Source organism: Mesobacillus jeotgali (assembly GCF_031759225.1).
GTDB lineage: Bacteria > Bacillota > Bacilli > Bacillales > Cytobacillaceae > Mesobacillus > Mesobacillus jeotgali_B.
Genome location: NZ_CP134494.1, coordinates 70,802 through 92,524, shown reverse-complemented (window position 1 = coordinate 92,524; position 21,723 = coordinate 70,802). Strand labels below are relative to the sequence as shown.

Annotated in this window: 21 protein-coding genes and 2 tRNA genes; 2 read left to right on the top strand and 21 right to left on the bottom strand. The window is 45.0% G+C overall.

What is annotated here, in order from left to right; genetic code table 11:
• Window positions 1–2: 2 nt before the first annotated feature.
• The 15 genes from folB to spoIIE form a co-directional block, all read right to left on the bottom strand.
• Complete coding sequence (folB, locus tag RH061_RS00470) at window positions 3–362, bottom strand: dihydroneopterin aldolase (protein ID WP_311073232.1); 360 nt, start codon at window positions 360–362, stop codon at window positions 3–5.
• Window positions 355–1,188, bottom strand: a complete 834-nt coding sequence (folP, locus tag RH061_RS00465) for a dihydropteroate synthase (RefSeq protein ID WP_311073231.1) — start codon at window positions 1,186–1,188, stop codon at window positions 355–357. Before folP ends, folB begins: the two co-directional genes overlap by 8 nt.
• On the bottom strand, window positions 1,185–2,060 hold the full coding sequence (gene pabC, locus RH061_RS00460) for an aminodeoxychorismate lyase (protein WP_311073228.1): 876 nt from the start codon (window positions 2,058–2,060) through the stop codon (window positions 1,185–1,187). The genes folP and pabC overlap by 4 nt, the downstream gene beginning before the upstream one ends.
• The gene (pabA, locus tag RH061_RS00455) at window positions 2,060–2,650 is read right to left on the bottom strand and encodes an aminodeoxychorismate/anthranilate synthase component II (protein ID WP_311073226.1); all 591 of its coding nucleotides are present in this window, start codon (window positions 2,648–2,650) and stop codon (window positions 2,060–2,062) included. Before pabA ends, pabC begins: the two co-directional genes overlap by 1 nt.
• The gene (locus RH061_RS00450) at window positions 2,647–4,044 is read right to left on the bottom strand and encodes an anthranilate synthase component I family protein (protein WP_396654879.1); all 1,398 of its coding nucleotides are present in this window, start codon (window positions 4,042–4,044) and stop codon (window positions 2,647–2,649) included. The genes pabA and RH061_RS00450 overlap by 4 nt, the downstream gene beginning before the upstream one ends.
• Before the next feature lie 152 nt (window positions 4,045–4,196).
• On the bottom strand, window positions 4,197–5,123 hold the full coding sequence (gene cysK / locus RH061_RS00445; RefSeq protein ID WP_396654842.1) for a cysteine synthase A: 927 nt from the start codon (window positions 5,121–5,123) through the stop codon (window positions 4,197–4,199).
• 247 nt (window positions 5,124–5,370) lie between these two features.
• Entirely contained in the window at window positions 5,371–6,255 is an 885-nt protein-coding gene (locus RH061_RS00440) for a peptidyl-prolyl cis-trans isomerase (RefSeq protein ID WP_311073224.1), read from the bottom strand.
• Window positions 6,256–6,276: 21 nt separating this feature from the next.
• Window positions 6,277–7,155, bottom strand: a complete 879-nt coding sequence (hslO, locus tag RH061_RS00435; protein ID WP_311073222.1) for an Hsp33 family molecular chaperone HslO — start codon at window positions 7,153–7,155, stop codon at window positions 6,277–6,279.
• A 52-nt stretch (window positions 7,156–7,207) separates the two neighbouring features.
• The gene (locus RH061_RS00430; RefSeq protein ID WP_311073220.1) at window positions 7,208–7,984 is read right to left on the bottom strand and encodes a type III pantothenate kinase; all 777 of its coding nucleotides are present in this window, start codon (window positions 7,982–7,984) and stop codon (window positions 7,208–7,210) included.
• 205 nt (window positions 7,985–8,189) lie between these two features.
• Window positions 8,190–10,160 (bottom strand): ATP-dependent zinc metalloprotease FtsH, encoded by a 1,971-nt coding sequence (ftsH, locus tag RH061_RS00425; protein WP_311073218.1) that lies wholly within the window; start codon window positions 10,158–10,160, stop codon window positions 8,190–8,192.
• A gap of 135 nt (window positions 10,161–10,295) precedes the next feature.
• Window positions 10,296–10,835 carry a hypoxanthine phosphoribosyltransferase gene (gene hpt, locus RH061_RS00420; protein ID WP_209438078.1) on the bottom strand — a complete coding sequence of 180 codons (540 nt, stop codon included), beginning with the start codon at window positions 10,833–10,835 and terminating at the stop codon, window positions 10,296–10,298.
• Window positions 10,836–10,862: 27 nt separating this feature from the next.
• Window positions 10,863–12,245 carry a tRNA lysidine(34) synthetase TilS gene (tilS, locus tag RH061_RS00415; RefSeq protein WP_311073216.1) on the bottom strand — a complete coding sequence of 461 codons (1,383 nt, stop codon included), beginning with the start codon at window positions 12,243–12,245 and terminating at the stop codon, window positions 10,863–10,865.
• A 175-nt stretch (window positions 12,246–12,420) separates the two neighbouring features.
• Window positions 12,421–13,467 carry a protein kinase domain-containing protein gene (locus RH061_RS00410; protein ID WP_311076222.1) on the bottom strand — a complete coding sequence of 349 codons (1,047 nt, stop codon included), beginning with the start codon at window positions 13,465–13,467 and terminating at the stop codon, window positions 12,421–12,423.
• Entirely contained in the window at window positions 13,436–14,173 is a 738-nt protein-coding gene (locus RH061_RS00405; protein ID WP_311073214.1) for a vWA domain-containing protein, read from the bottom strand. Before RH061_RS00405 ends, RH061_RS00410 begins: the two co-directional genes overlap by 32 nt.
• Before the next feature lie 135 nt (window positions 14,174–14,308).
• Entirely contained in the window at window positions 14,309–16,783 is a 2,475-nt protein-coding gene (gene spoIIE, locus RH061_RS00400; protein ID WP_311073212.1) for a stage II sporulation protein E, read from the bottom strand.
• Window positions 16,784–17,057: 274 nt separating this feature from the next.
• On the opposite strand from spoIIE, the gene RH061_RS00395 reads away from it, so the two are divergent.
• Window positions 17,058–17,131: transfer RNA gene (locus tag RH061_RS00395), tRNA-Met, on the top strand.
• A gap of 147 nt (window positions 17,132–17,278) precedes the next feature.
• Window positions 17,279–17,350 (top strand) — tRNA-Glu (locus RH061_RS00390).
• A 545-nt stretch (window positions 17,351–17,895) separates the two neighbouring features.
• Here RH061_RS00390 and RH061_RS00385 read toward each other — a convergent pair.
• The 6 genes from RH061_RS00385 to yabN form a co-directional block, all read right to left on the bottom strand.
• Entirely contained in the window at window positions 17,896–18,342 is a 447-nt protein-coding gene (locus RH061_RS00385) for a S1 domain-containing RNA-binding protein (RefSeq protein ID WP_311073210.1), read from the bottom strand.
• A 74-nt stretch (window positions 18,343–18,416) separates the two neighbouring features.
• Window positions 18,417–18,815 (bottom strand): FtsB family cell division protein, encoded by a 399-nt coding sequence (locus tag RH061_RS00380; protein ID WP_311073209.1) that lies wholly within the window; start codon window positions 18,813–18,815, stop codon window positions 18,417–18,419.
• 50 nt (window positions 18,816–18,865) lie between these two features.
• Window positions 18,866–19,501 (bottom strand): spore cortex biosynthesis protein YabQ, encoded by a 636-nt coding sequence (gene yabQ / locus RH061_RS00375; RefSeq protein WP_311073207.1) that lies wholly within the window; start codon window positions 19,499–19,501, stop codon window positions 18,866–18,868.
• Entirely contained in the window at window positions 19,498–19,800 is a 303-nt protein-coding gene (gene yabP / locus RH061_RS00370) for a sporulation protein YabP (RefSeq protein WP_214710346.1), read from the bottom strand. Before yabP ends, yabQ begins: the two co-directional genes overlap by 4 nt.
• An 87-nt stretch (window positions 19,801–19,887) precedes the next feature.
• Complete coding sequence (locus RH061_RS00365) at window positions 19,888–20,160, bottom strand: RNA-binding S4 domain-containing protein (RefSeq protein ID WP_311073205.1); 273 nt, start codon at window positions 20,158–20,160, stop codon at window positions 19,888–19,890.
• 84 nt (window positions 20,161–20,244) lie between these two features.
• Window positions 20,245–21,708, bottom strand: coding sequence for a bifunctional methyltransferase/pyrophosphohydrolase YabN (gene yabN / locus RH061_RS00360; RefSeq protein WP_311073204.1), 1,464 nt, complete (start codon window positions 21,706–21,708; stop codon window positions 20,245–20,247).
• Between the last annotated feature and the right edge of the window lie 15 nt (window positions 21,709–21,723).

Sequence of the window (21,723 nt, the reverse complement as noted above, 5' to 3'; positions counted from 1 at the left end):
TGTCATCTACTCCTTGTGATTTCGACTGCGACGGATTTATAGTGTCCGGGAATCGGCGGGTCCGGCTTGATGACTTTTACATGGCAGATTTCGACGAGCGAAAAGCTTTCCAGAATGGTTCCGGCAATTTTTTCAGCAATCGATTCTACAAGCTTGAACGGTTTTCCTTCCACAATGTCCTTGCAGACTTGATACAAGTCCGCATAGTTGATGGAATGCTCCAATTCATCGCTTTTTCCCGCTTTCGAAAGGTCCAGTTCCACCGTCAGATCGACTGCAAAGCGCTGGCCCAGCCTTGTTTCTTCAGGAAAAACACCATGGTACCCGTAAAACTCCATTTGGTTGACATGTATTTTATCCACGATATTCACCCTTTCCCATCAACGCGTCCATCATTTTTGCCATGCGCGACATTTCTTTTACATCATGAATCCTGACGATCTGACAGCCTTTCTGGATTCCATAACATACGGTCGCTCCCGTACCCTCTGTCCGTTCCGACACAGGAAGATTGAGGACTCCGCCGATCATCGACTTTTTCGATGTACCAAGGAGGACGGGATATCCTAGTGATACAAGCGTATCAAGATGACGCATCATCTCGAGGTTTTCCTTTAGATCTTTCGCAAACCCTATGCCCGGGTCAAGGATGATTTGATCGTCGCTTACCCCTGCTTTTTTCGCGATCGTAATGCTTTCATATAAATCATTCAATACGTCACGAATGAAGTTCGAATAATTGCGGTCATTCCGATTGTGCATCAGGATGATTGGAACCCCGGTTTCCGCTGCAACATCAGCGATTTCCGGATCTTCCTTCGCTCCCCAGATATCATTGATGATGGCCGCTCCAGCATCGACGGCACTTTTGGCCACCTTCGATTTATAGGTATCAATCGAAATGGGAACCTCGATTTCTTTAGAAATGGCTTTTATCGCCGGGACAACCCTGCTGATTTCCTCTTCGTCAGAAATCCGTTCATGCCCAGGCCTTGTCGATTCACCGCCGATGTCCAGGATATCTGCTCCGTCTGCAATCATTTGCCTAGCATGCTTAACGGCATTTTCAAGGTGGTTGTATTTTCCGCCATCCGAAAAAGAATCAGGTGTGACATTCAAAATTCCCATGATTAATGTTTTATCAGTAAAGTCCAGTGTATATGGACCAGCTTTTATCACGGTATTCATATTCGAGCTCCTCCATCCAATGTTGTTCTGCTCCATAATGTCTCCCGGTAAGCTTCATATTCACCAAAAAGAAGATTCGCCAGCTCTCCTGATTTCCCGGGAAACCTTCTACCCTCGAACTCATTAACCGGGACGATTTCCTGAATCGAGTTTGTCAGGAAAATTTCATCTGCTGCTTCCGCTTCTTCCTTTTTGTAAAAGCCTTCACGAACCTCGATGCCTGCTTTGCGGGCAAGAGCAATGACGAACCTGCGGGTGATTCCATTCAAAATTCCGGTCTGGACTGCAGGCGTAAAAAGAATGCCTCCCTTGTACCAGAAAATATTCGAGACAATTCCTTCAGCCAAAAACCCATCGCTTGTCAGGAAAATCCCTTCCGTATCCACCGCAGGGCCTGCCTCACGCTTGGCCAGTACATTGTTAAGATAATGGTGTGACTTCAGCCGCTCTGTTCCTTCAGGTGTGTTCCGCCTTAATTCGAGCAGCATAGCTTTTTTCTCACTCATACTCCCTGCTTGCGGCAGCGGCTTCGAAAAAACAATCACATTCGGCTCAAGGTATGTCCCAGTCTGCAAGCCTATTTCGCCGTTTCCTGCTGAAACGTTGAAACGGATATAGGCATCCTGAAGTTTATTTCTTGCTAATAATCCATCCAGGATCTTCACACATTGCTCCCTGGTGAATTCAGCTTCGATGTCCAAAACCCGCAGACTGTCATTCAGCCGCTCCAGGTGGTCATCCAGCAAAAAAGGGTGGCCATTATAGATTCTGAACGTTTCAAAGACACCTAAACCATAAAGGAATCCATGGTCAAAAGGAGAGATGCTGACCTCTTCCTTTTTCACGAACTCTCCATTCATATAAACAAACATTATAAACTTACTTCCTTTGCAGTCTTGTAATGAGTAATGAAATTGCGCATCAGCTGCTTTCCTGGAGTCGTTAAAATCGATTCCGGATGGAATTGGACACCTTCGACCGGCAGTGTCTTATGGCGAATCGCCATGATTTCTCCTTCTTCTGTCCACGCAGAAACCTCCAGGCAGTCAGGGAGGGTTTCTTTTTTAACGATGAGGGAATGGTAGCGTGCCGCAGGGAACGGATTCTCCACCCCTTCGAAAATCGTCTTGCCGTCATGATAGACCATGGACGTTTTCCCATGCATGAGCCGCTCCGCACGGACCACATCGCCGCCAAACACCTGGGCGATGGACTGATGTCCGAGACAGACACCGAAAATAGGCGTCTTTCCTGAAAAACTCTTGATGGCCTCGAGGCTGATGCCCGCTTCATTAGGGCTGCATGGTCCTGGTGAGACCATCAGGAACTGAGGGTCAAGCTCCGCAATTCCGCTGATGGACGTCTGGTCATTGCGGATGACTTTAAGTTCTTCGCCCATCTCGCCTAAATACTGAACAAGGTTATATGTGAATGAATCATAGTTATCAATCATCAAAATCATGCTTTACCCTCCGCAAGCTCTTTCGCCTTCCAAAGAGCAATTGCCTTCTTTAAGGATTCTTTGTATTCATTTGCAGGGATGGAATCAATGACAACGCCTGCTCCTGCCTGTACATGAGCCATCCCATCCTTGATGAGCATCGTCCGGATGATGATGTTCAGTTCCATATTGCCATTAAAACCGAACCAGCCCAACGAGCCAGTATATGGTCCGCGTCTCACAGGCTCTAGTTCTTCAATGATTTCCATTGTCCTCACCTTCGGGGCACCAGTAATCGTACCGCCCGGGAAGGTCGCATTGACGACATCGAACCATGTCTCCCCCTCTGCGAGCTCTCCTCTGACATTAGAGACGATATGCATGACATGCGAATACTTTTCAATGACCATGAACTCATTGACTTCGACCGTACCGTACTTGCAAACCCTTCCTAAGTCGTTCCTTTCAAGGTCGACAAGCATGACATGCTCGGCACGCTCTTTTTCATTGTTGATCAGTTCATAGGCAAGCTGCAAATCTTCTTCGTCTGTCCTGCCCCTTGATCTCGTGCCGGCAATTGGCCGTGTGCTGACCTCAGACCCTTTCACTTTCGCTAAAAGTTCAGGCGAACCGCTTACGAGCTGGAAGTTTTGCGTATGCAGATAACCCATATAAGGAGATGGATTCAGCTTGCGAAGCTGCCGGTAAACTTCCAGCGCTTCTGTCTCGATTGGCTTGGACTGCCTGACAGACAGATTCACCTGGAATACGTCCCCCTGGGCAATGTATCGCTGTACTTTCTCTACTGCTTCGATGAATTCAGCTTCATCCATGGAGACTTGAAGTTCATCTGCTGCAGGCCTATGTTCAGCTTCAACTGCTGGTACATCAGCCTCCCATTTTGTTAACCAATCTGAAAGCTTGTCCTCCGACTGCTTATCCTCGCCTTTTTCCGTCAGGGCCATCAGCCAAAGCTTGTCTGTTTGATGGTCAAAGACAAACCATTCTTTGAATAGCTGAAAGTAGACCTCCGGGATTCCGGAATCATCCTTAGCCAGCGATGGAAGCTTTTCGATATAGCGTGCATAATCATAGCTCAGGTAGCCGATGGCACCGCCCTGGAAATCAGGCAAGCCTTCCACTTCAGGTACCTGATAATTTTGCATTTGATCCTTCATTAGCTCGAGAGGATTTCCCTCAAGAATAGTCGAGGATCCTTGCTCTGTGATTGTCAGTTGATTGTTTTTACCAGAAAACACAATCCAGGGATTGAACGCGGCGATACTGTAACGCCCGCCTCTCCCGCTTTCGAGGATGACATGCTCTTTATATTGTTGTGCTATATGATCATATTGATGAAAAAAACGTGAAGCTGTATATGGTATTGTCTGTGATTGAATGCTATAGTCCGGCAAGTTTTTCACCTCAATTTTTTTCTCTTTATCCATCATACATGATGAAGGGCGCGCTTTCATTTTTAAAATGATGGTTTTTCAGAGAATTTGTCGTTTTAATTATTCCCGGCATAGAAAAAGAGACAAGCTGTTCAGCCTGCCTCTTCCTATAACTATTCTTCAAATTGATAAAGCGGGGTGCTCAGGTAGCGTTCTCCGTTACTTGGGATGACTGCCAGAACCTTTTTGCCTTTGCCCAGCTTTTTCGCTGTTTCCAGTGCTGCATAGATGGCTGCACCTGATGAGATTCCGCCAAGGATGCCCGCTTCTTTTGCTGCACGGCGGGCATATTCGAATGCCTGTTCATTCTCGACCTTGATGATTTCATCATAAACATTCGTATCAAGTACGCCTGGGACGAATCCGGCGCCGATTCCCTGGATCTTGTGAGGCCCCGGCTTTCCGCCAGATAATACCGGTGAGTCTGTCGGCTCTACTGCAATAATCTTGATATCCTTATATTTTTCACGAAGGACTTTTCCTGCCCCTGTAATCGTTCCGCCTGTGCCGATGCCAGAGATGAAGGCATCCAGCTGGTCACCCATCTGCTCGACGATTTCCGGACCTGTCGTTCTTTCGTGGATGCTTGGATTTGCTTCATTCTCGAATTGTTGAGGCATGAAGTATCCCTTTTCCTTCGCCAGTTCTGACGCTTTGCGGATGGCACCGCCCATTCCTTCTGGTCCAGGAGTCAACACAAGTTCAGCTCCATAGGCACGCAGAAGATTCCTGCGCTCCATGCTCATCGTTTCTGGCATGACGAGGATCGCTTTGTACCCTTTGGCTGCCGCCACCATTGCCAGGCCGATACCAGTATTGCCGCTAGTAGGCTCGATGATTGTATCTCCTTGTTTCAACACTCCCTTAGCTTCAGCATCCTCAATCATCGCCAATGCGATACGATCCTTGACGCTGCTGCCCGGGTTCATGTATTCGAGCTTCAAATAAATATCCGCACTTTGGTCATCACCAAGACCATTAAGCTTCACAATTGGTGTCTGGCCGATCAACTCAGTAATTGAATTTGCAATACGTACCAAATTACCCACCCCTTTAATCCGACTATTTTAATTGGTTTTATTAAAATTTACCAGTACTTTTAGTCTATGTCAATCAGTATGCTTCGACAAAAACTGAAATCAGTCTTTAGCCTAGGCTCTTTTCCTACAAAATTATCCCACCGATGCCAAAGCAACATTGAAAAGAGCCCTATCCTTTTTAAACTAACCTATTTTGAATCTCGCTAAACAAGAAAAGCACCGGTTCATGCCAACCGGTGCTTCCCCATTATTTCTTCCCGCTGTCGCCATAAAACCAGTTGACATCTGCATCATTCCAGAAAGCCCGAGCAGACACAGGGATATCCATTTGTTCAAGGGCAATTTGCCTGCGTATCTGATTCTCCACTTCATTGTAGGCATATTTTTTCCCTTCAAGCTTCTCATGAAGATAGACGATCGCATACCCATTTTCTATTTTTACGGGTCCTGTCCACTCTCCGGATTTCAGCGTTTTTGCCGCATCAATGACCTCCGGGGAAATAAGCTCATCTTCTTCCGTAACAAAGCCGATGTCTCCACCTGCATTCGCCGAAAACTCATCGAGTGACCGCTCCATCGCAAGAGCAGCGAAGCTGGAGCCATTCTTCAGCTCCTTCACAGCTGAATCCCCTTCTTCTTTCGTTTCGACAACGATTTGGGATAGGTGATAAGAGGCAGGTATATCAAAAAGACTATTATTCTGTTCGTAAAACGACTTCATATCCTCTTCAGATACTTTAACATCCTTTGTTAGAATTTCTTCGAGCAGCAGACTGTATTTGATCTGCTCCTTCCATTTTTCTTCTGTTTTTGGCTCGTTACCTGCTAAGGAATACAAGGCCTTATAAATAGTCATTTCACGTTCGATTGCCTGATCAGACAGCTTGATATCATATTTATCTGCCATCTGTTTGACTACTTCCTGGTCAATCAGGTCCCTTAATGTTTCTTGGCCGTATCGTTCTTCGAGCTCAGTGAGCCATTCCTGGCGGGAGATTGACTCTTTGCCAATCTTCGCAACGGATTCCTGTTTCCCTTCAAGGATCGCAGGCTTGGCTAGCAGCATCACAAGAGTTATTGCGTTCAATATGGCTAACCCGGCAATAATGTACCAAAGCTGCTTCTTTTCCACTTCTCATCCCCCAGATACCGCTTATTTTGCTTCTCTCTCTATCTCTTCCAGTTCTTCTTTAGTGAACATATATTTCTCATTGCAGAAATGGCAGTGTGCTTCTGCCTGACCCTCTGTCTCGATCATATCTCGGATTTCATCTGCACCAAGGCTGATCAAGGCGTTGCTGAATCGGTCCTTCGAGCAATTGCATTCAAAGTTCACAGGCATTGTATCAAGAACTTTTACATTCTCTTTACCAAACAATTCTTCCAGCAATTCTTCCGGAGATAGTCCTTTTTCAATCAGCTTTGATACTGGCGGGATCGATTGCAATCGCTGTTCGATCGCTGTAATCGTTTCTTCTGTTGTACCAGGCATCAGCTGGATGATGAATCCTCCCGCTGCCTTGATGGAGTTATCTGGATTAACCAGTACACCTACACCAACTGAAGAATTGACCTGTTCAGATGTTGCGAAGTAATAAGTGAAGTCCTCACCTAGCTCACCTGATACAATTGGCACCTGTCCTGTAAAATAGTCGCGCAGTCCCAAATCCTTCACGACCGTAAGCGTTCCGTCTGTACCGACGCCTTTTCTTACATCAAGCTTGCCGTGCTCGTTCAAGTCGAAGTGGACATGGGGATTCGACACATAGCCCCTTACCTGTCCCTTGGCATTGCTGTCCACAAGAATAAGTCCAAGTGGGCCTCCGCCTTCGATTTTGATCGTTAATTTATCATCGCCCTTGAGCATCGCACCCATCATGACGCCAGCTGTCATGGACCGGCCAAGTGCGGCAGATGCTACAGGCCATGTATAATGGCGGCGCTGTGCCTCTCCAACGGTTTCGGTTGTTTTTGCTGCATATGCCCTGATCTGTCCGTCAAAAGCAAGTGCCTTTACTAAATAATCACTCATTTTTCTACTCCCTTCGTGCTGTAAAGTTGTATGCGTCCCCTTTGCAGGAAGCTTAATTGTTTTTTTCCATATTACGCTTATAGATAAGCTGCAGTCCCTTTAATGTCAAAAATGGATCGACGGCATCGATGATATTCGATTCCAGGGCAATCAAATTTGCCAGGCCTCCAGTTGCGATGACTTTTGGAGGAACTTTACTCTTATCTTTCATCCGTTTAACTATTCCCTCTACTTGTCCAACATATCCATATAGAATGCCAGCTTGCATGGCCGAAACCGTGTTCTTTCCAACCACATCATCCGGCCTGCTGATTTCTATCCGCGGTAGCTTAGCTGCCCTTGAATAAAGGGCTTCAGTGGAAATGCCGATCCCCGGTGCAATCGCTCCGCCCATATATTGATTATGCTCATTTATATAGCAGTAGGTTGTCGCAGTCCCAAAGTCGACAATGACCAGCGGGCTGCCATACTCATGAATGGCCGCGACCGCATTGACAATCCTGTCCGCTCCGACTTCTCTTGGATTTTCATATTTAATGTCAAGTCCGGTCTTGATGCCAGGCCCCACGACCAACGGTTTGATGTGAAAGTACTTCTGGCACATCCGCTCAAGCGAGAACATGATCGGAGGCACGACAGAAGAGATAATGATTCCATCTATATCTGAAAAAGAAAGTTCGACATGGTCAAATAGGTTTTTGACAATCATGCCAAATTCATCTTCCGTTCTATGGCGATTCGTTTCGATTCTCCAATGGTGCTTCAACTCTTCCTTATCATAAACACCTAACACAATATTTGTATTCCCGACGTCAAAAACAAAAATCAAGCTATTCACCAACTTATTAATAGTTTTCTGAATCAATACTGAAAATATCATATCATAATCGCTGGGAATTCACTAAAAAAAGTCGCTTAGGATGCGAAAGCGACTTGAGGTGCTTAAAGCCATCGCATCTTGCAAGACACTCAAACAAGTACTATCAATAAAGAAAACAAACAGGTGCCCCGTAAGAGCACCTGCTTCATAAATTCTATTCTTTTGGATTTTCATCGATGGCCTTTGGATCTTCGATGACTGAGTCAACTTTCTTGTCAGTTTCTTCGATTGCAGGCATTTCATCTTTTTTCTTGTTGATTGTTACTTTCATGTCGTCGTTATCGACACTGATTTTGCGATCAGGAAGACGGCCATGGTCGATCAAATGCTTGATTTGTTCTGCGTCAAGAGTTTCTACCTCTAACAATGTGTTCGCGATGATATCAAGCTTATCACGATGCTCTGTCAGAAGGTTTTTCGCTCTTGCATAGCATTCCTTGATGATTGTCTGAATTTCCACATCAATTTCATATGCGATCTTGTCAGAATAGTTTTGTTCATTGTTCAGGTCACGGCCTAAGAATACCTGACCCTGTGCCTGGCCGAACTGCATTGGTCCGAGCTTGTCACTCATACCGAATTCAGTAACCATCCTTCTCGCAATGCCTGTTGCACGCTGGAAGTCATTGTGTGCACCTGTGCTTACTTCGCCGAATACGATTTCTTCAGCTACACGGCCGCCAAGGAGGCCAGTGATTTTATCAAGAAGCTCTGGCTTCGTCATGAAGTAACGGTCTTCCTTTGGAAGCATGACAGCGTATCCGCCTGCCTGCCCGCGAGGAACAATCGTTACCTTATGGACCATTTCTGCCTCATCAAGTACAACCCCAATGACGGTATGGCCCGCTTCATGGAATGCAACAATATTTCTTTCTTTCTTCGAGATGACACGGGTCTTCTTGGCTGGACCAGCTATGACGCGGTCTGTTGCCTCATCCAGATCCAGCATGTCAATCTTCTTCTTATCTCTCCTTGCTGCAACAAGCGCAGCTTCGTTCAGTAGGTTTTCAAGGTCCGCACCAGAGAAGCCTGGAGTACGGGCCGCAATACTTTTCAAGTTAACTGACTCATCCAGAGGCTTATTTCTAGCATGTACCTTCAATACTGCTTCACGGCCTGTTACATCAGGGCGGTCAACTGTGATCTGGCGGTCAAAACGTCCTGGACGCAGCAATGCCGGGTCAAGGATATCAGGTCTGTTCGTCGCTGCAACGATGATGATCCCTTCGTTGGCTCCGAATCCATCCATTTCTACAAGCAACTGGTTAAGCGTCTGTTCACGCTCGTCATGCCCTCCGCCAAGTCCAGCGCCACGCTGGCGGCCGACTGCATCGATTTCATCTATGAAAATGATACATGGAGCATTCTTTTTTGCTGTTTCGAATAGGTCACGCACACGAGATGCACCGACACCGACAAACATTTCCACGAAGTCGGAACCACTGATCGAGAAGAATGGCACTCCAGCTTCGCCTGCAACAGCACGGGCTAGCAAGGTCTTACCAGTACCCGGAGGTCCCACCAAAAGGATTCCCTTTGGTATGCGAGCCCCAAGGTCAGCAAATTTGCGAGGGTCTTTCAGGAACTCGACAACCTCGACAAGTTCTTGCTTTTCTTCATCTGCACCCGCTACATCCTTGAAGCGGACTTTCTTCTTTTCTTCGTTATAAAGCTTCGCTTTGCTCTTGCCGAAGTTCATGACACGGCTTCCGCCGCCCTGAGCCTGGTTCAGCAAGAAGAAGAACAGAATGAAAATGATGATAAACGGAATGATGGACGTAAAGAATGTCACCCATCCACTTGTTTCCTTAGCAGGTAAAATTTCAACCTCTGCAGCTTGTGCTGCTTGTTCAATCCTGTTTAGGGTATCTGGATTGCTCCAGACATATGTGATGAAGCCTTTACCTTCCTCTTGGCCTTTCATCTGGCCTCTTACCTCATACACACCACGTTCAGGCTGCAGTGTCAGATCACCATCAACATTGCCTGCCTCAAGTTCCTGCATGAATTTATCGTAAGAGATTGGTTCAGTTGGCTGGTTATTGCCATTAAAGAAACTCACAACTCCGATAATGACTAAAAATATCAATAAATAAAAGATGGTATTACGGAAGATCCGATTCATCCCTTACCTCCTCCCACGGTAGACAAACTATACTAAATAGTATCATAGCAAATTATGCTAATACAAGAAATTAACATTCAGAATATTTGCTTCTTAATCAAAATGTAGAATTTCATTCACTAAATCGTAACCGTTTTACTTTGTGTACACTTCTGGCTTCAGGACTCCGATATATGGCAGGTTGCGGTATTTTTCCGCATAATCAAGACCATATCCGACGACGAACTCGTCAGGAACGATGAATCCTACATAGTCAGCAGTAATGTCTGCCTTTCTTCCTGTAGGTTTATCTAGCAGTGTGACAATCTTGATTGATTTTGCCTTGCGGTATCTGAAAAGCTCAACAAGATAGCTGAGTGTCAAACCGCTGTCGATGATGTCCTCGATGATCAGGATATCTCTTCCTTCTACAGAGGTATCAAGGTCTTTAAGGATTTTTACCTCTCCGGAAGAAACCATGGCATTTCCATAGCTGGAAACATCCATGAAGTCCATTTCAAGGTACGCATCCACACGTTTGAGCAGGTCGCCCATGAATGGCATCGCACCTTTTAAAACACCAATTGCTAGCGGAAAACGGTCCTTGTATTCATCCGTTAATTGAGCCGCCAGCTGCCTTGTCTTTTCCTGAATTTCCTCTTCTGTAAATAATACCTTTTCAATATCATTTTTCATCATGATCCTTGTGCCCCCTGGAAGATATCAATACTTTATATAAGTTAATAGTAATAACCTGTTTCCTTTTGTTGCTTCATTGTTCGATTTTTTCAGGCCCGGAAGCCAAAGGATCCTGCCTTCACTGTCTGTCACAATAGGCCATTCATCTCTTTGGGCCAGCGGAATTTTCATATCGATGAAAATATCCTTTACTTTTTTTGAACCCTTCATCCCCTTTAATGACATCCTGTCGCCATTTTGCCTTGTCCGGATAATCAGCGGAGTCCCTGATTGTTCCAGGTCAACGATATAGCGATCATTGGAAAGTTCACGTTCATGAGAATCATTGAGCAATTGAGCATCAATGAGATCGCCATTCGGCAAAATCAGCTGATCTGGTCCAGATAATTCGAAACGATAGCTTTGCCCTTCTGGCGGATTCAATTCAAAGTGGCAATTTCCATACGATCGTATAATTCTTAAACCGCCGGGGAAATCAAGAGTGCCTGATGGATGGGGATTGCGAATTATTGAAAAAATCTTTTCAATATGTATAGCGGAAAGAGAAGCAGGTCGATCATTGTAAAGATAATTTAATATTAGTTTAATCCCTCTTCTTTGTAAAGGCATTGGCATTTCCTGAAAAGAACTGATCCTAATACTTATCCTTTTGTCCTCTTTCTTCATTACTTTATTCAATTCTTCGCTAGTTAATTCAATAAGATACTCCTCATCCATCTGCAGTTCCTCGCTGAAACGCTGGAAGTGCTCATGGACCGCTGGATTCTCTTCTTTTAAAAAAGGGAGAACATTTTTCCTGAATCGATTCCTGCTATAGTATTCCTTTTCATTGCTGGGATCGATTCTTGGCTCCAAGGAATGAATGGAGCAGTACATTTCAAGGTCAGCTTTTGTCAGGCATAAAAAGGGCCTGAAAATCGTGAACGGACCGAAGCCCCTTGAAAAGGGCATCCCTGCCCTGGCTTTCCCGGAACTTCCCCTGGTGAGCCTCATCAGTACCGTTTCGACCTGGTCATCACCATGATGTCCCAATGCAAGGTAATGAAGCTGGTGCTGTTCCATCACTTTCTGAAAAAAGTCGTAACGGCATGCACGGGCAGCCTGCTGGGAGCTTAACCCTGTCTCGCGCATATAGGCCGGTACATCGACCCTTTTCATTTCAAAGGGAATATTGCGTTCATCACAAAAAGCTTTGACAAACAGCGCATCCTGATAGGACTCATCCCCGCGGAACATATGGTCCACGTGGACTGCTACAATGTTGAGCGAATTCCTTACCCGCTGCTCAGATAAAAAGTGGAGCAGCGCGATTGAGTCAGGGCCTCCCGACACACCAACTGCAATTGACTTATTATTCAGCTGAAAACCATGCTTTTCAAGAAAGGTATTTACCTTTGTCTCAATCATCTTGTTCTTCCTTACTAGTATTGCCGGTTTAAGACTATACCCATGTCGGCAACCCATTAATCTTCTAATAAAACAAGTTTATCTTTTTTCAGCTTAACACTTTCAGGCCTCTTTTTTCAAAAAACAGAGCTTTAATCCCTTATGTACGGACTAGAATGCAAAAGGTTTCAACAAATCAGGTAATCTGGCTATAAATATAGAAAAAATATAATAAAGAGATAATCAAAATAATGGTGACTGTTTCAAGCGCAGAGGATTTCTTCTTATTCTTATTCTTATTCTTATTCTTATTGTATCCCGTCCGTGTTTGCCGTCCCGCTGCGTTTGAATTTGTCCTCGCTGGATTTGCCTTTGTATGTGATTGCGCTTGTTTTGGCGATGCCGTTTTTTGCTGTCGGGTGCTTCTGTTCGGTTCCGAAGCTGGCTGATGGACTTGCAGCAGGTCGGACCTCATCTCCATGGCGGATTGATATTTACCTGCAAGCGCCTTGTAGATGACCTTTTCATAGATCCTCAACTCTCGGCTTTGTTTTACTTTTTCCATGATTTCATTTATTCCGCCCGACTTCTTCGTAAACCTTTTCGGATAGGCGGTGTTCACCATGATCATGCCGACAGCAAATAAATCATAGCCTGGTTCTGCTTTCCTGCTTCCGAGACCCCAATAACCCCGGTCAAAGAATTCAGTGAATTCTTTTATCGACCGCCCCTGCATTGTCGTACCGCCGACATCTATACAGCGAATCCTTGCAGGTGGTCCAGTCACAATTAGGTTATCCGGCTTCAAATCGCCAAATACCCAGCCATTTTCATGGAGCAGCTGCAAATCTGCAAGCAGCTGAAGGAGCATTACACCTGTCCAGTCAGGGCCTTTTTGCTGCAGGAAAGCAAGGAAATCAGGTCCCTTAATGAATTCCATTGCATAAAAGCTCACCATTTTTCCAGGACGTTCCCAGTCATCCACATCCAGCAAAGAAGGTCCGAGGGCAGATCCCTGGACCTTGGCAAAAGATTTCAACACATTGACCTCAGAAGTGATCGACATTCCATTGTCACTCATTTTCAATGCGACTTGTTTGTTATTGTGCCTTGCCAGATAAACAATCCCATTCGCTCCAAAGCCAAGCTCTTTTATGATTGTATATCGATTGTGATGCCATTTCCCTTCGATGATCGTACCAGGAATGACTTTACACAGATTCTTCAAAGAAGGATTCATCATCACCGGACAATAGGCTCCTTAAAGATCGTTTTTTATTAAAATGGGAAAGTGCCTCGCGAATGGCAGGACCTGTCGGCGTAATTCCTCCGGTTGTCAGCTTGGCAAAAATACTCGTGAGCGACTCAAGCCTCGGCGTCCAATCCAGCAATTTTTCGACATCTTTTCGTTTCCCGGGAAATACAAATACCGAAAAGCGGTTGTCTCCGGACCTTGCATTCAAGCTTAAACTCAAGTCCAGCAAGGCTTCCTTCACTGTAGGAAGCTTGTGCTTCATACTTGCGCTCGTATCGACAAGAATCAACACATCCAGCTCGACTGTTTCCCCAAGCTCGTCCACAACCTCCATCACCTCGCCGCGCTGCTCTGGCGGAAGGTCTTCCACTGTACGGCCTCCTCCAAGGATTTGCTGGAGTTCCTTATTGACTACACCTTGAAGTGTCTGGGTCATCGCTTTCCTCGTCACCATCTGGACAGTTTGCGATAATTGCTGCGCGTACACAATCTGGCTTACACCACCGCCCGACATAGCGATTCCCTCGATTTCTGTCATGCCCTGTTCATCTATAACATCCTGTTCCATCACACCAATGACATTGACTGTAATCCCCTGCTCCTTGGCCAGCGCAGCCATCGCAATCGGATCTTCACCCTGGTTCGAACAGCCATCCGTAATGAGCAATATTTGCCTGATTGTACCTGTTTTCATGCAATCCCCTCGCTTCCAGGCCCTAATTTTACAATCTAGTAAAAGATAGAAGCCTATAATAAATTTTGTTACCATTTTCGACGAAGCTGAGGGGAAATATACATAAAGGAAGAGCATATTGCTCAAATTAAATAGTTAAGCTCTCTTTTGATAATTGGTCACAGGGATTGAAGCCCATTTCGGGATATTGTGATCGATTTTCGCAACAACGACGGTCATGTCATCTTCGATAGAGCCGTCACGGGAACGGATGACCTCCTCCATGATCAAGTCGGCAATCGCCTGCGGATCCTCTGTCTGAAGCTCCATGATTTTCCGTTTCATCCATAAATCATAATTCTCGACATGCTTAGGCCCTTCGAATACACCATCGCTCATCATCACCAGCAGGTCGCCTGCCTTAAGCTGTTCGCTAACGACATCCACCTCGAATTCCTGCAGTATGCCCATCGGCAAGTTGCTCGCCTGGACCTTCATCACCTTTCCGCCACGCTTGATGAAGCTTGGCGTCGAACCAATTTTCAAGAATCGGGCAGATGCGTTTTGCAGATCGATCATCACCAAGTCCAGCGTGGAGAAAATTTCATCGGTTGTCCTTAATGATAGGATTGAGTTCACAGATTTTATCGCTACTTTTTCTTCAATGCCAGATTGCAGGATTTGTTGAAGCAGCAATAAAGTATCCCGGCTTTCGGAATGTGCTCTTTCACCATTGCCCATTCCATCACTGATGGCAATGGCATACTTCCCTCCGCTCAGCTCAATCGTAGAATAACTGTCTCCTGAAATCAGGTCTCCATCCTTTGCGGCATGTGCCACTCCTGTTGCTACAGCAAAGGCTTTGGCAGAACGGAATGTCACATGGCAAAAACCATTCGGGAATGTCGAACATTCTTCAGAATTGACCACGATATTTTCTTTCAGGATATCCGATAGCATCGGTGCGATCAGCTTTTCGCATTCACCATGTCCCTGGCAATATGGAATGGTCATGTCGATATCCACATTTCCTTGTTCGAGACTGTAGATTTCAACATGCTCGATATGGATGCCGAAATCCTGGAGAGCCTCGAGGATTTGTTCCTCTTGCTTAGAGTGGTTTTCACGCTCGCGCTGGATTTCCTTAGCGAAATCCCCCATGACTTCTGATACGCCTAGCAATTGGTCTGCCACAAGACGCCTGCTTTCCTGAACCTGCTTCTTAAGCTTTTTATTTGCCTGATAATAGGTAAGCTGCTGCTGCATGATTTCCATGACCTTTTTCGACCTGGTGCAATGCTTGTCCCAATCGCGTGAAAGTTTTTGCGGTACGGCACCAGAATTTTGATCCATCTCTTGCATAATCTCGCTCATATAGTCATAGGTTGTATTAAAGTTCCTTGTCCAGCAATGGTCTTTCTTAAAGCATGTCTGGCATGTTTTTTCTGTGACATTGCTCAAGAAATAATCCATATCGCGGTCCGTTTCCAGTGTTTCATCCTGCACCTGCAGGGTAGTAAAGCTTTTCGACAGAGCTTCAAATACATTGGAGAACTGGACGACACGCTGCGCAGTCACATCTCTCATTTTTCTCATATATTGTTGCTGTTCGGCTGAATACTCCGCCGTTCCCGGAATATGTTTGGCGATTTTTGACGTAAGTGATTGCGGCGTCAGGAAAAACAACAGGACTGCTGCAGCCGATTCGGTCAGCGTCTGGCTAAGCGCACCGCCTCCTTCGCCATACATGCCTATCAACAGCGTGGCGATGAAAAGGCCAAGTGCCACCCCTGGCTTCTTTCCTTCTTTTAGCAAGCCGCCAAGCAATCCGGAGAAAGCCAGCAGGCTCATATGGTAAAAACTCGACACATTTGCGAGACTGAAGATCAGTCCTGTGACGACACCAACTGTCGAGCCTACTGTAGCACCAGCGACAAAAGAAAAAATGAGGACCAAATAACGGGACATTATGTGCTCTACCGACAAATCATAGACTGTCCACCCAATCGTTCCCGTCATCACGGACGCAAGCATGATGATCAAACAGACAATTTCCTCCGTTTTCAATGACTGCTTGCGCTTTCCGGCTGTCAATAAAGGAATGCTTTGCATGAAGATGAATGTCAACACAAGACCCAACCCAGCTTCGACTCCAGTCATCATTCCCTCATACATCGTGATATTTCCTGACAAAATTAGAGCTTTTAACATTTTGGCTATTAAAATAGTAAAAAATATATAAACCGGAAGGACTTTCATCGGGTTCTGGATCCATTTGCCCGTCACCTTGAATAACAGTAAAAATAAGAATACAGAAGCGAAGGTGAAGGCGGCGTCAGTAAAAGTCAAGGTTGCAGCCCCGGCAACCAGACCAAACAGCGCAATAGGCGCGCGGTCTTTCCGGATCAAATACACAGCCGCAAAAAATGGAAGGCTAAAAGGGGTTAACTTTGCCAGTATTAAGGCACGGCCAAGCAAGAATCCAATAATCAAGAAGATATAGCCTTTTTTCAGGAAAAGGTTTTCAATTTTGGATTGCAGCTTCGACATGCCTTTTGCAAACCTGAATCGTGATTCCTCGAGATGAACTTCACCGATCGGTTCCATCATGTTCCTTTCTACCTTTTGCATTTAATACACTCCCCGTTTTTTTATCGTTGCGATTATTATAAAAGGGAGCAATCCAGAAGTTTGTCAAAAATAAGGACAAGCACCAAAGTTTCGTTCGACGCATTTCCCCGAAAATAATACAATTCCTCGAAATACCACGGAATATTTTCATCTTCATGCCAAACAACGCTAAAATTTACCTATTAATATTTTTCGCTTTTCTTTTAAAAATGCATTGACACTATTTTAATATCTATGTATTATATTTCTTGTGCCTCAAAACACATATTAATATGGCGGTGTAGCTCAGCTGGCTAGAGCGTACGGTTCATACCCGTAAGGTCGGGGGTTCGATCCCCTCCGCCGCTACTAAGAAAAGCGTAGGCGACTGCTTAGCTCCGACAAGCGCTGGAGGGCCGGCAGGTGAAGTCGTTCTTTGACTTCATCGGACGGACCGAAGCGACTCGAGGAGCTAGGAGCCGAAGCTGGACATCATATTAAGACAATTTTATATATGGCCCCTTGGTCAAGCGGTTAAGACACCGCCCTTTCACGGCGGTAACACGGGTTCGAATCCCGTAGGGGTCATCAACGTAAGAAGCCCTCGTTCCTTTATGGAGCGAGGGTTTTTGTGTTCGCGCTTTTCGCTTATTTACTGCAATGCCAGCGCATTGCTTTTACCTAATTTCATTTGCTATCGCATGATCATCTTACAAAACCGTTCCCCTCTTGCCATTATTTGGGTAAATACGCAATTATTGCGGATGTTTGTGCAATTCCAGTCGTTTTTCGAGAGATTCTCCCTTCAGATTAAGAGATTATGTAAGATTTTTACGCAATTATCGAAGTCCATTAAGAGAATAATTTTTCCAATCTATCTTCAATCCCCTTAATGGGTGTTTTTTGGCCATTTTTTCGTGTCCTTCCCCCTAAATATACTTAATGAATACTTATATTATGTAATAGAACCTTCTAGTATTGGTTTTTATCCTAGGAAAATCATTAACTAAGGATAAAAACCTGCAATTGAGTCCTAATCCAGCCCCCAAAACAAAACAAAAAGACAAGCCCATTAAAGACTTGTCTTGGTATAGCATGATTCCTGCTATTATATATATTCACTTAGCAGCAAGTTACCCTCTTCTAGCTCCTCTTCCTCCGCGCTTGGATTCAGTGTTGCGCTTTAGAGATGACAAACGGTCTTCACTGTCCTTGAGGAATTTCGCCATTTTGGACTCGAAATTCTCAGGACGGGCATTGCGGTTGTCGTTTCCTCTTCCGCCGCCACGTGGACGTTGAGAGTAAGGTCGTTCAGATCTTTCTGGTCTAGCTGGTCGTTCTGGTCGGTCGACTGCCTTCTTGATTGATAACCCAATTTTACCGTCTTTCTCAACATTGATTACCTTTACTTCAACCTGGTCGCCTACTTTCAGGTGGTCATTGATATCCTTGACATAGTTATCTGCGACCTCACTGATGTGTACAAGACCGGTTGAGCCTTCCGGCAGTTCCACGAACGCCCCGAAATTTGTAATGCCTGTTACCTTTCCCTGTAGCTTGCTGCCTACTTCGATTGACATAAAAAAGTTTTGCCTCCTTAAAGATATAAAAAATCAAACTTACATTATATTATACAGAATATAAAAAAAGAGTGTCAATAAGGCGAATCTTGGGAGTCCTTTTTCTCTTTAGGAAGGTTGAAGATGATTTCATTCTTTTCGGACAGGAAGTATTCCTTGCGGGCAAGCTTTGCTATGTACTCATCATCGTTCAATTTGACAATTTCCTCATCCAGAATCTCCTGCTCTTTTTGGAGGTTTGTTAACTTTTGTTCTAGCTGTTCCTTATCTTCTTGCTTCTTTTCGAGGGCTGAAGACTGGGAGATGTAGGTTGAGATCATCAAATATGAAATGACCGATGCGAATAGGGCAAAGACTGCGAGGCGCCTGAAAAGCAGCTTTCGCTTCCTGCTTTCTGCTATTCCTGCTTTTTCACGCTGCTGTACATATTGATTTTCAATCTTGGCTATGTTCTTTTTCCTGATGGCACTCATTCCCCGCAGTCCTCCTTATATTTTATTTACGTTTAGTTTAATTCAATAGGCTACTTTTTGAATTTCTTTATCCATTTTATCGGCTTAGTAGAATAATTCTTTACTATTATTAGAAATCCTGCCAATTTATTATATAACTTCTCGACGCTTTTTTTAACCGTTTTCGGCAAAAGTTTCCAAAAAAGCAGGAAGATTAACTTAATCGGCTTCCAGATTAAGTGATTGAGCAGCCATAGCAAAACGGCAAGAAGCCATTTTAAAAGAGAATAAAGGCCTCTTCCCGTCAATATCAAGAGTGACAGAGCAGTAGCGGCCAAAAACTGGAGAGGCCTGACAATCAGCAGTCTGACAGCCTTCACCAGGAATACATATACATTGATCGTATAGGTGATAGCCCGCTCCAGCAATTTAAGATAAAGCTTCTTGAAAAGGCTCTGATAGGCCGCAAAGCCGCATAATAAGGCGAGGAAGATATAAAAACGCAATTCCCCCATATTCACTGAAAACAACACATAGAAAATCGACAGACCCTGGAATACCCAGAACAGGATGTCATTGATGAAGACAATCCAGGATTTCCGTTTGGATCTTTTCAGAAATCGATTATGTGTATCTAGTGAAGCTCCGAATAGAGTGCCCATCCATATCATGGCGAGCATGGTCAAAAATTGAGTCGAAAGCGTCATCGGAATAACTTGCTAAAGAAGCCTTTAGCCTTCTCCCCATGCTGGTCATCAAGATAGACCAGGTCAAAGATTTTCCCTTTGATCGACACAATTCCTTTGTCGACATCCAAATTCTTCATCTGAAGGTTCTGGCCCTTGATCGCAAGGAATCCCATGACAGTCTCTAATAAAAACTCTTCATTATCGAAGCTTTCAACCTGCTTTACTCCTGTGATTTCCAGTGTCCGTCTGCCTCTCATCACTAAATCGTGGTCTGGCAAATTGCTCTTCGTTTGATTCGTTTCGTAATATTGGCTCATTAATACCCCTCACAATCATAATGCACTTTTGTACATGTTTATGATTGAAAAAGAGAGAATAGAACAAGCCTTCACACGAAGCTCGCCTTACTCTTCGTCGTCCCCGGGAATCCGCTCTTCGCCGAGGATTGTATACATTTCGGCAGCCTCTTCCTTGCGTGAATTTTCCTGGATGCGTTCGATTTTTACAGAAACAACCTTTTGTCCGAAACGGATCGCCAACTCATCTCCTGCTTTTACATTCGTACTCGCCTTCGCCGGCACACCGTTGATCGAAATCCTTCCTTGGTCGGAAACTTCTTTCGCCAATGTTCTTCTTTTGATCAATCTTGATACTTTTAAAAATTTATCCAGCCTCATCGTATCTAAACCCCTTTTTGATTATTGGTTTCTTTTACCTGTACACTTCGTAAACTTTATTGCTTCTACGGAAACAGCATTGAATTATAAACCTTGCTTCTTCGCTTCCTCCCAGAAAGCATCCAATTCATCCAGCGTGTACTCTTCTACAGACCGGCCATTCGCCTCTGCTTTTTGTTCGATATAAGCAAAACGGCGCATGAATTTCCGGTTCGTCTTGTTTAGTGCCTCTTCCGGGTTGATGTTATAATGCCTTGCAAAATTCACAAGCGCAAATAAAAGGTCCCCGTACTCTAACTCGATATCTTCCTGGATGCCTTTTTCAGCGATTTCTTCTGTGAGCTCGTCGATTTCTTCTTTTACCTTTTCAAGGATCGGTGCTGCAGTCTTCCAGTCAAACCCTACTTTAGCGGCTTCCTTTTGCAGTTCAAATGCCTTAAGCAGATTCGGAAGTCCTTTTCCGGCTCCCTCCAGCATGGACTTTGTGGCACCGCCTTTTTCCTGCTCCTTGATTTCCTGCCAATTTTTCAGGACATCTTCTTCATTTTCTGCCATTTTGTCCCCGAACACATGAGGGTGCCTGCGGACCATTTTTGCTGATAGGCCTTCAATGACATCATCGATGGTAAAATAACCCTCGTCCTCACCGATCTGGGCATGGAGCATCACTTGAAGCAGCACATCGCCAAGCTCTTCAATCATATGATCGATATCATCATTGTCGATTGCCTCCAGCAATTCATATGACTCTTCAATCAAATACTTCTTGAGTGACTGGTGGGTCTGCTTCTTGTCCCAAGGGCAGCCATTCGGACCGCGCAGTTCTGATATAATTCCACGCAGCTTCAAAAAATCCTTGTACAAAATTTCCTCATCTATAACAGGCGGAACATAAACTGATGTCAGATTGCTTAGCTCCATCTCTCTGTCTAACTCGAATAATGGGACCTTTTTGATGACCTCCTCGCTGCTTCCCGCAGCTGTCACAATGAATACCTCATAATCATCAGGTAATTTTTCCATCAGCGTCAGCTTAACGTCAGAAGCAACAAAGGCATCATATACCTGTCCAATGATGGTGTGGCTCTTCAGCAGCAGGTCTTCCTTTGATAGCGCTGTGCCATCAAGCAATTGGAAGCCTTCGATTGGATCGATCGCCAGGGACTGGAACATGGCGTCCAGGAAACTTTGGCCGCCGCCGATTTCAATTTCCGTACTCCGCCTTGGCCCTCGTTCAAGCAAAAGCTGGACAGTCCGCTCCGCAATCAAGGGATGCCCAGGAACGGCATAGGTTACAGGAGCCTTGGCCGCTTCAGTCAGCAGAAACTCTGTGATTTCCTCATAAACATCCTCGAACTGGTCATGATTCTCATACACTTCGTCGAAGGATTGAAACTGCAATCCTTCCTTCTCAAGCTCCGTAACGACCGGATGCTCTTTCGTCCGCAAAAAGAGGTTTTTCTCCTGTTTTAATTTTTTATATACACCAAGCGGCAGCTGATCAAGGTCGCCTGCACCCAGTCCGATGATTAATATCTTATTTTTCATAGCCTGCTTCCTCCT

Bases quoted from the DNA above. Each gene is read 5' to 3' on its own strand.
- tilS (WP_311073216.1), bottom strand. From the start codon at position 12,245: ATGATTGAGACAAAGGTAAATACCTTTCTTGAAAAGCATGGTTTTCAG.
- ftsH (WP_311073218.1), bottom strand. From the start codon at position 10,160: ATGAATCGGATCTTCCGTAATACCATCTTTTATTTATTGATATTTTTA.
- hpt (WP_209438078.1), bottom strand. From the start codon at position 10,835: ATGAAAAATGATATTGAAAAGGTATTATTTACAGAAGAGGAAATTCAG.
- RH061_RS00365 (WP_311073205.1), bottom strand. From the start codon at position 20,160: ATGAGGCTGGATAAATTTTTAAAAGTATCAAGATTGATCAAAAGAAGA.
- RH061_RS00385 (WP_311073210.1), bottom strand. From the start codon at position 18,342: ATGTCAATCGAAGTAGGCAGCAAGCTACAGGGAAAGGTAACAGGCATT.
- hslO (WP_311073222.1), bottom strand. From the start codon at position 7,155: ATGAGTGATTATTTAGTAAAGGCACTTGCTTTTGACGGACAGATCAGG.
- RH061_RS00405 (WP_311073214.1), bottom strand. From the start codon at position 14,173: ATGAAAACAGGTACAATCAGGCAAATATTGCTCATTACGGATGGCTGT.
- yabP (WP_214710346.1), bottom strand. From the start codon at position 19,800: ATGAGCCAATATTACGAAACGAATCAAACGAAGAGCAATTTGCCAGAC.
- RH061_RS00380 (WP_311073209.1), bottom strand. From the start codon at position 18,815: ATGAGTGCCATCAGGAAAAAGAACATAGCCAAGATTGAAAATCAATAT.
- yabQ (WP_311073207.1), bottom strand. From the start codon at position 19,501: ATGACGCTTTCGACTCAATTTTTGACCATGCTCGCCATGATATGGATG.
- pabA (WP_311073226.1), bottom strand. From the start codon at position 2,650: ATGATTTTGATGATTGATAACTATGATTCATTCACATATAACCTTGTT.
- spoIIE (WP_311073212.1), bottom strand. From the start codon at position 16,783: ATGCAAAAGGTAGAAAGGAACATGATGGAACCGATCGGTGAAGTTCAT.
- folP (WP_311073231.1), bottom strand. From the start codon at position 1,188: ATGAATACCGTGATAAAAGCTGGTCCATATACACTGGACTTTACTGAT.
- RH061_RS00410 (WP_311076222.1), bottom strand. From the start codon at position 13,467: ATGATGAATCCTTCTTTGAAGAATCTGTGTAAAGTCATTCCTGGTACG.
- yabN (WP_311073204.1), bottom strand. From the start codon at position 21,708: ATGAAAAATAAGATATTAATCATCGGACTGGGTGCAGGCGACCTTGAT.
- pabC (WP_311073228.1), bottom strand. From the start codon at position 2,060: ATGTTTGTTTATATGAATGGAGAGTTCGTGAAAAAGGAAGAGGTCAGC.